This window comes from Thioclava sp. UBA3469 (genome assembly GCF_002378135.1).
GTDB classification, from domain to species: Bacteria; Pseudomonadota; Alphaproteobacteria; order Rhodobacterales; family Rhodobacteraceae; genus Thioclava; species Thioclava sediminum.
The window spans coordinates 24,227-36,096 of record NZ_DFRG01000045.1 but is presented as its reverse complement, the minus strand read 5'-3'; the positions used below and the strand labels follow the sequence as shown (position 1 = coordinate 36,096).

Genomic DNA, 11,870 nt, shown 5'->3' with positions numbered 1-11,870 from the left:
CCACCACGAGCGCGCCCGCCTCACCGAGTTTGGCGCCGATCGCAGCCCCCGCCTTGCGGGCCTCGTCGGCGCCGGCCTTGCGGTCGAGCCGCACCAGCTGCACCGCTTCGGCGGCGATCGCGGCGGGCCAGCTCAGCTCCATCGCCTCGCCCGCATCGAGCCCCGCGAAGGCTTCCGAGTCCACCGCGCGCTTGATCGCGCCCTTCATCGCCCGATCCAGCTTGCGCCCGGCCTGACCCAGCTTGCCGTCACCGCCCACGACCAGCGCGATCCGCCCGCTTTGGGTGGCGAAGACCTCCGGATCGGTTTCCTTGAAGGCGATAGCAACAGGTTGGGTCATGTGGGGCTCTCCGAAGATGAGACCGGCGCGCGCGTCGGCGGCGCTCGGTCGCGATTGGCATCAAATTGCGCGCGAGCCTAGCCCTGCCTCCGGAAAATGAAAAGCACCCCCGCTGTGCCCTTCCCTCACTTCGCCCGACAGGCTAGAGAAAGGGAAATATTCGGGGGTATTGAGAGGGTCGTGACGCAACTGGACAGATATGTTTTGTCCAAATTGATGGCGCTGTTCGGGTTTTTCGCGCTCGTGCTGGTCTCCGTCTATTGGGTCAACCGGGCTGTGATCATGTTCGACAGCCTGATTTCGGATGGGCAGACCGCAACGGTGGTGCTGGAATTCACCGCGTTGACCTTGCCTTACGTCATCCGCATCGTCCTGCCGGTCGCCGCCTTCGCCGCCACGATCTACGCGTTCAACCGGCTCGATCAGGACAGCGAATTGGTGGTGATGCGCGCCACCGGCACCTCGAACTGGCGGCTGGCGCGTCCGGTGCTGGTCTTCGGGTTGATCGCATCGGTGATGATGGCGCTTCTGGTGAATTTCCTCGTCCCCGCCGCGAAAGCCCGGCTGGCCGAGCGCCAGCAGGAGGTCGCGCAGAACCTGACCGCGAAATTCCTCACCGAAGGCACGTTCCAGCATCCCGCGCCGGGCATCTCGATCTATATCCGGCGCATTTCCGATCTGGGGGAGTTGCAGGATATCTTCGTCTCCGACAGCCGCTCGGCGCAGACGAGCACGATCTATACCGCCGGCAAGGGCGTGATCGTGAAGACCGAGACGGGGCCGAAACTGATCATGTTCTCGGGCATGGCCCAGACCCTGCGCGAACCTTCGGATCGCCTGTCGGTCACGCGGTTCAGCAATTTCACCTATGATATCGGCTCTTTCCTGAAGGCCGGTAAGGCGCGGGCGCCGAAGATCGACGAGATGACGACGCCGCGCCTCGCCGCGATGATGGCCGGGACCGGTCTGGACGCGACACCGGGCGCGGAGAGCGCCAAGGCCGCCCGCGACGCGCTGCGGCTGGAGCTTGCCCGGCGGATCACCCAGCCCCTTCTTGCCCCGATCGCGGCGCTGATCGGCTTCTCGGCGCTGATGATGGGCACGTTTTCGCGCTTCGGCATGTGGCGGCAGATGTCGCTCGCCATTGGTGGGCTGATCGTGGTGCAGGTGCTGCAAAACGCCGCCGAGACCAGTTCCGGGCGCGACCCCTCGCTTTGGCCGAGCCTGATTGCGCCGACGCTGGGCGGGATCGTGATGGTGCTGTTCATGCTGTGGTGGTCGGGGCGTCCGCGCCGTATCCGACCCAAACGGGAGGCTGCCGCGTGACGCTTGCCCTCTATCTTGCGAAACGGTTCCTCCGCAGCTTCCTGATCGTCGCGGCGAGCTTCTGGGGCATCCTGTTCCTGATCGATGTGGTCGAGGAAATCCGCCGCTTCTCCGATCAGGGGCTGAGCCTGCTGCAGCTCTCGGTGCTCTCTGCGCTCAACATTCCCGAGACGATTTACACCATCCTGCCGCTGATCGTGATGCTGTCGGCGGTGGCGCTGTTCGTCGCACTGGCGCGCAGTTCGGAACTGGTGGTTATCCGGGCGGCGGGCCGGTCCGCGCTGCGGATGCTGGCAGCCCCGATCGCGGCGGCGCTGGTGATTGGTCTACTGGCGCTGCTGGTCGGCAACCCGCTCGTCTCCGCCACCTCGAAGCGCTATGAGACGCTCGTCGACCACTACACGTCCGATGGTGGCTCGACCGTCTCGATCGGGCGCGAGGGCGTGTGGATGCGGCAAAGCGCGGGCCTTGCCTCGGACGGAAAATCGCTGGCGCAGGCGGTGATCCATGCCGAGCGCGCCAATGGCGATGCCACGACCCTGCATGGCGTGACCTTCTTGATCTTCGACCCTAATCGCGGCCCGGTGCGCCGGATCGACGCGAAGACCGCGACGCTGGTGCCGGGCGCATGGCAGTTGCAGGACGTGAAGGACTGGCCGCTGGGCGAATCCACCAATCCCGAGCGCGACGCCACCACCCAGGACAGCCTCTCGCTGCCCTCCGATCTGACGGTCGCCAGCATCCGCGACAGTTTCGGCAAGCCCTCCGCGGTGCCGATCTGGCAATTGCCGAGCTTCATCGCGTCGCTCGAGGATGCGGGCTTCTCGGCGCGCCGCCACATCGTGTGGTTCCAGATGGAGCTGGCGCTGCCGGTGCTGCTGGCCGCGATGGTGCTGATCGCTGCCAGCTTCACGATGGATCATGTGCGCTTTGGGGGCATCGGCGCGAAGGTTCTTTTGGCCTTGGCGGCGGGTCTGGGCTTGTTCTTCCTGCGCAATATCGCGCAAGTTCTGGGCGATAACGGACAGATTCCCGTTCTGCTCGCGGCTTGGGCGCCGCCGGTGATCGGGTTGATGCTGCCGCTGGCGCGGCTACTGCACCGGGAGGATGGGTGATGCGGCGGCAATTCGGCGCCTTGGCAGGACGGGCGAGCGCCTTGGCGCTGATCGTCGCGCTTGGCGTGGCGGGACCGCAGACGGTGCGCGCACAAGACGCCACCGCGACAGCCTCCACCACGACACAGGACGCGGCGATCCCCTCTTCGGACGAATTGGCGACGTTGCTGGCCGACCGGGTCTCGATCCGCAATCAGAACGAGCTGGTCGCAGAAGGCAATGTCGAGGTCTTCTACAAGTCGAACCGGCTTTCGGCCAAGCGCGTGGTCTATGACCAGAAGGCGGACAAGCTCTACCTCGAAGGTCCGATCCGGCTGGTGCAGCCCGGTCAGTCGCAGGCGGTGATCCTCGCCTCGCAGGCGGAGCTCTCCTCGGATCTGCAGAACGGCATCCTTCTCAGCGCCCGGATGGTGATGGCGCGCGAATTGCAGCTCGCCGCCGCCCGGATCGAGCGGCGCGACGGCGCGATCACGATCATGAACAAGGTCGTGGCCTCGTCCTGCGAGGTCTGCCGGACCAATCCGACGCCGCTTTGGGAAATCCGCGCGAGCCGCGTCGTGCATAACGCGACCACGCGGCAGATCGTCTTCGAGGATGCCCAGTTCCGCGCGGCGGGCGTGCCGATCGCCTATCTGCCGCGGCTGCGCCTGCCTGCGCCGGGCGTACGACGGATGACGGGCTTCCTCGCCCCGCAATTCCGCACCACGAGCGGTCTCGGACCGGGGCTTCTGGTGCCCTATTTCATCGCGCTCGGGCCCAGCCGCGACCTGACGGTGACGCCCTATTTCGCGACCTCGCGCACCGAGACGCTGAACCTGCGCTACCGGCAGGCCTTCAACTGGGGCAAGATGGAATGGTCGGGCGCGCTGAGCAATGACGACATTCGCAGCGGCACGCGCGGCTATCTCTTCGGCGATCTCGAGGCGCAGCTGCCCCGCGAATTCCGCCTGACCGCACAGCTTCGGCTGGTCAGCGACGACAGCTACCTGCTCAATTACGGGCTCGGCGACGACGACCGGCTGTGGTCGGGTGTCGAGCTCGAACGGGTGCGCCGCGACGAGATGATCTGGACCCGCGTCGGCAATATTCACTCGCTGCGCGCGGATGAGAACAACTCCACCGAACCGATGCTGAGCGGCACCGGCGAATGGATCCGCACCTTCCGCCCCGCTGGGATCGGCGGACAGGGCAGCCTGCGGTTTTCCACCTTGGCGACGCGGCGCGCTTCGAGTTCGACGCTCGATCTCAACGGCGACGGCCGCCCCGACGGGCGCGACATGGTGCGTGGCTCGCTCACCGCCGACTGGCGCCGCAACTGGCTGTTCGGGCCGGGTATGCTGGGCTCGCTCGAGGCGCAATTCGCGGGCGACATCATCGAGACCAACCAGGATCCCGCCTTCAGCGACACGATCCTGCGCGGCCAACCCACCGTCGCCGCGGAAATCCGCTGGCCCTGGGTGAAGACGAGCGGCCGCGCCGCCTATGTGATCGAGCCGGTGGCGCAGATCGTCTGGGCGCCCGATCATCTGGCCGACGCCCCGAACGAGGACAGCCAGCTGCCCGAATTCGACGGCGGCAACCTGTTCTCGCTGACCCGCTATCCGGGCGAGGATGCGCGCGAGACCGGCCTGCGCGCCAATGTCGGGCTCGGCTGGACGCGCTATGACAGCTCCGGCTGGTCGCTGGGCGTCGCGGCGGGCCGCGTCTTCCGCCAGCGCGATCTGAGCCAGTTCTCGCAGGGCACGGGGCTGTCGGGGACGAAATCCGACTGGCTCCTCGCAACCCATCTGGCCACCGCGAACGGGCTGACGCTGTCGAACCGCGCGCTGTTCGACGATAACTTCTCCGTGTCGCGCGACGAGTTGCGGTTGTCGCGGGCCGGCGACGACTTCAACGTCTCGGCAGGCTATCTCTGGCTCGAGAAGAACCCCGCCGAAGGGCGCGACGACAATATGTCGGAACTTATGCTCGACACGGGATGGCGCTGGGGCAACGGCTGGTCGGGCACGCTCAGCACACGTTACGATTTCACCGCCGAGCGCGCCGCGCGCGCAAAGCTCGGCCTGCGCTACCAGACCGAATGCATCGCGGTTGATCTTTCCCTCTCGCGCCGCTTCACGTCATCCACTAGTGTAGCCCCGGAGACCGATTTCGGCCTTTCCGTCCAACTCGTCGGCTTCGGCGCGAGTGGCGGTGCGCCCGCGCGGCGAACCTGCGGAGGGTGAGGCTGAGGATCGCAAAGCGGCCCAGCGGGCCCAGAGGATCAACGAGGCCCAAAGGGCCAAGACTGAACGAGACGAAACGGACAGGCACGCTCATGACGATGATGACCCGACTGCTCACCCTTCTGGCGCTGATGCTCGCCCTGCCTTTCGCCGCAGGGACGGCGCAGGCGCAATCGGGCGGCAGCTTCGCGCCCGTCGTTACCGTCAACGGGATGGGCGTGACCGATTACGAGATCAGCCAGCGCCAGCGCTTCATGCAGCTGCTCAATGCCGGCTCGAACTCCCGCGAGGATGCCGAGAAGGCGCTGATCGAAGATCGCCTGCGCGTCTGGGCCGGCAATCGCATCGGCATCAAGCTCGACGAAGCCGCGATTCAGCAGGGCATGGACGAATTCGCGGGCCGCGCGAACATGACCGGCGAGCAATTCGTGCAGGCGCTGCAGAAGGAGGGCGTCGATCCGAACACCTTCCGCAACTTCACCGAGGCCGGTCTCGTCTGGCGTCAGGTGGTCCGGGCGCGCTTCGGGCCGCAGGTGAACATCACGAAAGCGGACATCGACCGCGCGATGAAGCCCGAAAGCCAGACCGGCAAGGGCGTGAAAGTGCTGATCTCCGAGGCGATCGTGCCCGCCCCGCCGGGCCGCGAGCGCGCGGCGATGGGTCAGGCGCGGCAACTGTCGGCCGCGCAGGGCGAAGGCGCGTTCGCAGCACTCGCACGTCAATATTCGGCCGCTCCCTCGCGGGATCGCGGCGGGCGTCTGGACTGGATGCCGATCGACAAGCTGCCGCCGCAACTGCGCGGCGTGGTGCTCAAGCTCAAGCCCGGCACGGCGACCCAGCCGATCGAACTCAAGGGCGCGGTCGCGGTTTTCATGCTGCGCGCGATCGGTGACGGCGACGCGCCGTCGGGCCCGCAGTCGCTGAGCTACATGACCTTCGCGATCGGCCAGACCGGCTCGCAGCAATCGGCCAAGATCCAGAGCCAGGTGGCCGCGGCGCGCCAATGCAACCAGCTCTACACCATCGGCAAGGGCTTCCCGCCGAGCGCGCTCACCATGCATGAGGACGTGGCGCAGGCGCAGGTGCCGACCAATGTCGGTCTCGCGCTGTCGCATCTCGACGTGGGCGAGAGCGAAGTGATCCCGCAGGGCGCGAACGATCTTCTGGTGATGCTCTGCGATCGCAAGGTGGCCCCCGAGGGCGACCAGTCGGCGGCCCCCGACCGCGATCAGGTCCGCGCGGCGCTGGAGAGCAAGGCGCTCGAAGCCTATGCCAACGGCTACATGGCCGATCTGGAAGCCGACGCGGTGATCGTGCGCAAATGAGCGCCCAACCGACCGATCGCACTGCGGCCCGTGCGCCCGACCGCCCCGTGATCCTCAGCTGCGGCGATCCCTCGGGGGTTGGCCCCGAGATCGCCGCCCGCGCCTGGGAGCATTGCGGCGCGAAGCTGCCCTTCGTCTGGATCGGCGATCCCGCGCATCTGCCGCGCGGCACCAAGATCCGCGAGATCGACCGGCCCTCCGATGCGCTGCGCCATGCCAGCGCCGGGCTGCCGGTGCTGCCCCATCAATTCCCCGCCGCCGCCCTTCCGGGCGAGCCGGACCCGGCCAATGCGAAAGCCGTCATCGACGTGATCGCGCGCGGCGTCGATCTGGTGATGCGCGGCGAAGGCACCGGGCTGACCACCGCGCCGATCAACAAGAAGGCCCTGAAGGACGGGGCAAAGTTCACCTTCCCCGGCCATACCGAATATCTGGCCCATCTCGCGGGCGTCGAGCGGGTGGTGATGATGCTGGCCTCGTCGCGGGTCGATCCGCCGCTGCGCGTGGTGCCCGCCACAATCCATGTCGCGCTCTCCGAGGTGCCGAAACTCCTGACCCCGCAGCTTCTGCGCGAGACGGTGCGGATCACCTATGAAGGGCTGCGGCGCGATTTCGGCTTCTCTGCCCCGCGGATTGCGGTGGCGGGGCTGAACCCGCATGCAGGCGAAGGCGGTGCGATGGGCTCCGAGGAAGGCGACTGGATCGCCGACACGCTCGACGGTCTACGCGAAGAAGGTTACGCCGTCGCGGGCCCGATGCCCGCCGATACGATGTTCCACGCCCGCGCCCGGCAGACTTACGACGCGGCGATCTGCGCCTATCACGATCAGGCGCTGATCCCGATCAAGACGCTCGATTTCGATGGCGGGGTGAATATCACGCTCGGCCTGCCCTTCGTGCGCACCTCGCCCGATCACGGCACCGCCTATGACATCGCGGGTCAAGGCCGCGCCAACCCCGCCTCGCTGATCGCGGCGCTGGAGATGGCGGCCCGGATGGGGGCCGCGCGTCATGACTGAGGCTGCGTGATGGCGACGATCGACGGGCTGCCGCCGCTGCGCGAGGTTCTGCAGACGCATGATCTGGTGGCAAAGAAGAGCCTCGGGCAGAACTTCCTGCTGGACCTGAACCTGACCGCGAAGATCGCGCGCTCTGCGGGCGATCTGACGGGCGCGGATGTGCTGGAGGTCGGCCCCGGCCCCGGCGGTCTGACCCGCGGGCTTCTGGCCGAAGGCGCGCGCAAGGTCCTCGCGATCGAGAAAGACACGCGCTGTCTGCCCGCTCTGGCCGAGATTGCCGAGGCCTATCCGGGACGGCTCGAAGTCATCAATGGCGACGCGCTGCAGATCGACCCGCTCGCGCATCTGACGCCGCCGATCAAGATCGCCGCGAACCTGCCCTATAACGTGGGCACCGAGCTGCTGGTGCGCTGGCTCACGCCGAAAGACTGGCCGCCCTTCTGGGAAAGCCTGACGCTGATGTTCCAGCGCGAGGTGGCCGAGCGGATCGTGGCCAAACCGGGCAGCAAGCATTACGGGCGGCTCGCGATCCTCGCCCAATGGCGTGCCGAGGCGAAGATCGTGATGAGCCTGCCGCCCGAGGCCTTCACGCCCGCCCCGAAGGTCCATTCCGCGGTGGTGCATCTGCGCGCCCTGCCCGAGCCGCGCTATCCGGCCGATGCGGCAACGCTCAGCCGGGTCGTTGCTGCCGGCTTCAACCAGCGCCGCAAGATGCTGCGCGCTTCGCTGAAAGGCGTGGCCCCAGATATCGAGGCGAAGCTGGAACAGGCCGGGATCGCGCCGACCGAGCGCGCCGAACGCGTGACGCTGGAGCAGTTCTGCCGCCTTGCACGCATCGTCGCGGGTCAGGAATGATCCGCCCGGCGCGCGAGGACGACCTGCCGCGCATTGCCGAGATCGCCGAGGCGGCCTTCTCCCGCTACATTCCCCGGATCGGACGCCCACCCGCGCCGATGCTCGCCGATCATGCCGCCGAGCTGCCGCATCTCTGGGTCTGCGAGGGGACGAGTGGGGTCGCGGGCTATATCGGGCTCTTTGCGGATGACGGCCCGCCGCCCCGGTTGCAGATCGAGCCCGTCGCCGTCGAACCGGCCGCGCAGGGCCAGGGGATCGGGCGGCAGTTGATGGCGTTCGCCGAGGCGCGCGCCCGCGAGATCGGCGCGGAAAAGCTGTGGCTTTACGCCAATGCCGCGATGGAGGAGAGCCGCGCGGTCTATGCGCGGCTCGGTTTTGTCGAGCGCGACCGCCGGATGGATGGCGGCTATGACCGGGTGTTTCTGGACAAAGACCTGACCGCCTGAGCGCCGCCCCTGCCCCATCATGCAAAAAGGCCCGCCGATCCGGCGGGCCTTTTGCTATCTCTTGTCCGAGGCTTTACTCGCCAGACGCTTTGGGCAGCTCGGCGCTCGCCTCTGCCTTTTCAGCCTTGTCGGCTTTCGGGGCGCGCGGCTTGCGCGGGGCGCGCGGACGCTTGGGCTTTTCGGCCTTTTCCGCTTTCTCGGCCTTCTCAGGCTGTTCCGCGGCTTTCGGTGCCTCTTCGCTGCTGCGGCTTTCCGGCGTCTCGACGAGGGTGGAATCCTCTTCGAGCTCCAGCTGCGGCATCGGCGGCATCATCTCGGGGCTTTCGGCGCGCTTGTTGCGACCGGAGGATTTCGCCTCGCTGCGCTCTTCGCGACGCTCGGACGTATTGTTGTCCTGAGCTTCGCCCTTCGGCTGCGCCTCGGTCTGGCCGTCATCCTGCTGAGCGTGGTTCTGGCCGTTATTCTGACCGTTGCCACCGCTGTTCTGGCCACCGTGGTTCTGACCACCATTATTCTGGCCACCATTGTTCTGGTTGCCGTTATTCTGGTTGTTCTGGTTGTTCTGGTTGTTTTGCTGGCGCTGCTGGTTGCGGGCCTCTTGCTCGCGAGCCTGTTCTTTCTGCGCCTCGCCCAGCATTCGCGTGTAATGCTCTGCGTGCTGCAGGAAGTTCTGTTCGGCCACGCGATCGTTGCCGAGCTGCGCATCGCGCGCAAGCTGAAGATATTTGTCGATGATCTGCTGCGGCGTACCGCGCACCTTGCCTTCGGGGCCGGAGCTGTCGAAGACGCGGTTAACGATATTGCCCATCGACCGTTGACGGTTCGACTTATTGCGCGAACGGGATTTCGAAGATCTCATGGCTTTCGTTTTCTTGGCCCGTTGTCACGGGCTTTTCGGAAATGGCCGCTAATGCGTGGCCTGCGGGCTGAACTGTCACGCTGGGCATACTTGCCCGGTTTCGTTCCTAACACCCGCGCTGTGAAGCTGAGCCGTGCGGTGGATCAATATCCGCCCTGCACAGGCTTGACTAAACATGCGGGGGGCCACCTTTCAAGTCAGAAAATCGGTCAAATCCGCGATTTCCGCCGATTCGCGGGGTTTTCCCCAAGTTTTTGGGCGATTTCGCGCTCAGGAAGCGCCGCAATCCGCCGTATCGCCGGATTTATGCGCCAAAACGACGCGGTCGCGCCCATCGAGATCTTGGCGGGTCTCGATCCGCTCGAAACCTTGGGCCGCGAAGAGGTCACTGACCGCCTGCGCCTGTGTCGGGCCGATCTCCACCGCGAGACGCCCACCTGCGAGCAGCCGCGCGCCTGCCCCGCGCGTAATCGCGCGATAGGCGTCGAGCCCGTCGCCACCGGGGGTCAGCGCCGAGAGCGGCTCCCAGTCGCGCACATCCTGCGAGAGCCCCGCCATTTCGTCTTGGGCGATATAGGGCGGGTTCGAGACGATGAGGTCGTAGCGCCCCGGCACATTGGCAAACCAGTCTGAAATCAGGAACTTGGCGCGTTTGGCCACACCGAGCGCCTCGGCATTGGATTTCGCGACCTCCAGCGCGGCGTCCGACAGATCGGTCCCCGTCCCCGCCGCGAAGGGCATGGATTTCAGCAGCGAAATCAGGATGCAGCCGGTGCCCGTGCCAAGGTCCAGCGCGTGGACGAAGGGCCGCTCCAGCGCCACCTCGACCAGCAGTTCGGTCTCCGGGCGCGGGTCGAGCGTGTCTCGGGTGACGCGGAATTCATGCCCCCAAAAGAGGCGCTTGCCGGTGATCTGGGCGACGGGCTGACGGGCTTCGCGGGCAGTCAGCGCCACCTCAAACTGGGCGGCTGCGTCCTCTGGCAGCGGGTCTTGCAGCGCGAGCGTCAGCCGATCGGGCGCGATCTGCAGCGCATGGGCCAAAAGCCTGCGCGCATCGGTCTGCGCGCCCTCGATCCCGGCCTCGCGCAGCCGCCGCGTCGCGGCGACCAACGCATCTTGCGCCCTCACGCCTCCATCTCCGCCAGCTTGGCCGCTTGATCGTCGGCAATCAGCGCGTCGACCACCTCGTCGATCTCGCCTTCCATAACCTTATCAAGGGAATAGAGCGTAAGATTGATGCGGTGATCGGTCAGCCGCCCTTGCGGGAAATTATAGGTGCGGATGCGCTCCGAGCGGTCGCCGGAGCCCACCTGAGACTTCCGCGTCTCGGCGCGCTCGGAGGCTGCGCGGTCGCGTTCGGCCTCGAACAGCCGCGCGCGCAGCACCGCCATCGCATTGGCGCGGTTCTGGTGCTGAGATTTCTCCGACGAGGTCACGACGATCCCGGTCGGGATATGGGTGATGCGCACCGCCGAGTCCGTCGTGTTGACGTGCTGGCCGCCCGCCCCGGAGGCCCGCATCGTGTCGATCCGGATGTCGTTGGCGGGAATGTCGATATCGACCGCCTCGACCTCGGGCAGCACCGCCACGGTCGCGGCCGAGGTATGGATGCGCCCGCCGGCCTCGGTTTCCGGCACGCGCTGCACGCGGTGGACGCCGGACTCGTATTTCAGGCGTGCAAAGACGCCCTCGCCCTCGATCCGGGCCACGGCTTCCTTGACGCCGCCCAGCTCGGTCTCGGTCAGCTCCATCATCTCGAACCGCCAGCCGTGTTTCTCGGCGTATTTCTGATACATCCGCAGCAGGTTGCCCGCGAAAAGCGCCGCTTCCTCGCCGCCCGTGCCGGGGCGGATCTCCAAGATCGCGGGGCGCGCGTCGGCGGCATCCTTGGGCAGAAGCGCCACGCGCAAAGCCTGCTCCATCTCGGGTATGCGGGATTTGAGGCGCGGCAATTCCTCTTCGGCCAGATCGCGCATTTCCGGATCGCTCAGCCAGCCTTCCGCCTCGTCCAGATCGGCACGGGCCTGACGCCAGGCCTCGATCTGGGTCACGACCGGCTTCAATTCGGAATATTCGCGGCTGATTTCGGCGATCTTGGCGGGCTCCGCACCAGCGTTGAGCAGCGCCTCGAGGTACTCGAAGCGCGCGAGGATCTGGTCGAGTTTCTCTTCGGGCAACATGGGATCGGTTTGGCGCGAAGCGCGAGGGGCGTCAAGGCAGGAGCGTTGGGAGGGGAGTGTGTTCATGAGGCGGAGGGCCGCGCCCGACCCTTGGGTGGGCGCTTTGCATCCTCGATGGCTGGGCCCTTTATCGCGAAAGCCCGCAAGGCAGTCGTACCCGCGATGACGTCGCCAATGCGC

At 66.6% G+C, this 11,870-nt stretch carries 10 protein-coding genes and 1 pseudogene; 7 read left to right on the top strand and 4 right to left on the bottom strand.

Annotated elements, in window-relative coordinates:
- Nucleotides 1–340: pseudogene (locus tag B3D39_RS03425) on the bottom strand (leucyl aminopeptidase); the annotation flags it as partial.
- A 180-nt stretch (nucleotides 341–520) separates the two neighbouring features.
- Between B3D39_RS03425 and lptF the strand changes: the two are divergent.
- From lptF to B3D39_RS03390, 7 genes are all read left to right on the top strand, one after another.
- Nucleotides 521–1,666, top strand: a complete 1,146-nt coding sequence (lptF, locus tag B3D39_RS03420; RefSeq protein WP_274962096.1) for an LPS export ABC transporter permease LptF — start codon at nucleotides 521–523, stop codon at nucleotides 1,664–1,666.
- Nucleotides 1,663–2,781 (top strand): LPS export ABC transporter permease LptG, encoded by a 1,119-nt coding sequence (gene lptG, locus B3D39_RS03415; RefSeq protein ID WP_078519336.1) that lies wholly within the window; start codon nucleotides 1,663–1,665, stop codon nucleotides 2,779–2,781. Before lptF ends, lptG begins: the two co-directional genes overlap by 4 nt.
- Nucleotides 2,781–5,006: an LPS-assembly protein LptD gene (locus tag B3D39_RS03410; protein WP_274962095.1), complete on the top strand. Its 2,226-nt coding sequence runs from the start codon at nucleotides 2,781–2,783 to the stop codon at nucleotides 5,004–5,006. The genes lptG and B3D39_RS03410 overlap by 1 nt, the downstream gene beginning before the upstream one ends.
- Nucleotides 5,007–5,098: 92 nt before the next feature.
- Nucleotides 5,099–6,331, top strand: a complete 1,233-nt coding sequence (locus tag B3D39_RS03405; protein WP_274962094.1) for a peptidylprolyl isomerase — start codon at nucleotides 5,099–5,101, stop codon at nucleotides 6,329–6,331.
- Complete coding sequence (gene pdxA, locus B3D39_RS03400) at nucleotides 6,328–7,350, top strand: 4-hydroxythreonine-4-phosphate dehydrogenase PdxA (protein WP_078539451.1); 1,023 nt, start codon at nucleotides 6,328–6,330, stop codon at nucleotides 7,348–7,350. The genes B3D39_RS03405 and pdxA overlap by 4 nt, the downstream gene beginning before the upstream one ends.
- Nucleotides 7,351–7,359: 9 nt before the next feature.
- Nucleotides 7,360–8,205, top strand: a complete 846-nt coding sequence (gene rsmA / locus B3D39_RS03395) for a 16S rRNA (adenine(1518)-N(6)/adenine(1519)-N(6))-dimethyltransferase RsmA (RefSeq protein ID WP_078519340.1) — start codon at nucleotides 7,360–7,362, stop codon at nucleotides 8,203–8,205.
- Complete coding sequence (locus tag B3D39_RS03390) at nucleotides 8,202–8,651, top strand: GNAT family N-acetyltransferase (protein ID WP_274962093.1); 450 nt, start codon at nucleotides 8,202–8,204, stop codon at nucleotides 8,649–8,651. The genes rsmA and B3D39_RS03390 overlap by 4 nt, the downstream gene beginning before the upstream one ends.
- 73 nt (nucleotides 8,652–8,724) lie before the next feature.
- Here the strand turns inward: B3D39_RS03390 and B3D39_RS03385 are convergent, their stop codons facing one another.
- From B3D39_RS03385 to prfA, 3 genes are all read right to left on the bottom strand, one after another.
- On the bottom strand, nucleotides 8,725–9,510 hold the full coding sequence (locus B3D39_RS03385) for a DUF4167 domain-containing protein (RefSeq protein WP_274962092.1): 786 nt from the start codon (nucleotides 9,508–9,510) through the stop codon (nucleotides 8,725–8,727).
- A 270-nt stretch (nucleotides 9,511–9,780) separates the two neighbouring features.
- Nucleotides 9,781–10,638, bottom strand: coding sequence for a peptide chain release factor N(5)-glutamine methyltransferase (gene prmC / locus B3D39_RS03380; RefSeq protein WP_274962091.1), 858 nt, complete (start codon nucleotides 10,636–10,638; stop codon nucleotides 9,781–9,783).
- On the bottom strand, nucleotides 10,635–11,690 hold the full coding sequence (gene prfA / locus B3D39_RS03375) for a peptide chain release factor 1 (RefSeq protein WP_078603756.1): 1,056 nt from the start codon (nucleotides 11,688–11,690) through the stop codon (nucleotides 10,635–10,637). Before prfA ends, prmC begins: the two co-directional genes overlap by 4 nt.
- Between the last annotated feature and the right edge of the window lie 180 nt (nucleotides 11,691–11,870).

Bases quoted from the DNA above. Each gene is read 5' to 3' on its own strand.
- rsmA (WP_078519340.1), top strand. From the start codon at position 7,360: ATGGCGACGATCGACGGGCTGCCGCCGCTGCGCGAGGTTCTGCAGACG.
- B3D39_RS03410 (WP_274962095.1), top strand. From the start codon at position 2,781: ATGCGGCGGCAATTCGGCGCCTTGGCAGGACGGGCGAGCGCCTTGGCG.
- B3D39_RS03385 (WP_274962092.1), bottom strand. From the start codon at position 9,510: ATGAGATCTTCGAAATCCCGTTCGCGCAATAAGTCGAACCGTCAACGG.
- pdxA (WP_078539451.1), top strand. From the start codon at position 6,328: ATGAGCGCCCAACCGACCGATCGCACTGCGGCCCGTGCGCCCGACCGC.
- B3D39_RS03405 (WP_274962094.1), top strand. From the start codon at position 5,099: ATGACGATGATGACCCGACTGCTCACCCTTCTGGCGCTGATGCTCGCC.
- prfA (WP_078603756.1), bottom strand. From the start codon at position 11,690: ATGTTGCCCGAAGAGAAACTCGACCAGATCCTCGCGCGCTTCGAGTAC.
- B3D39_RS03390 (WP_274962093.1), top strand. From the start codon at position 8,202: ATGATCCGCCCGGCGCGCGAGGACGACCTGCCGCGCATTGCCGAGATC.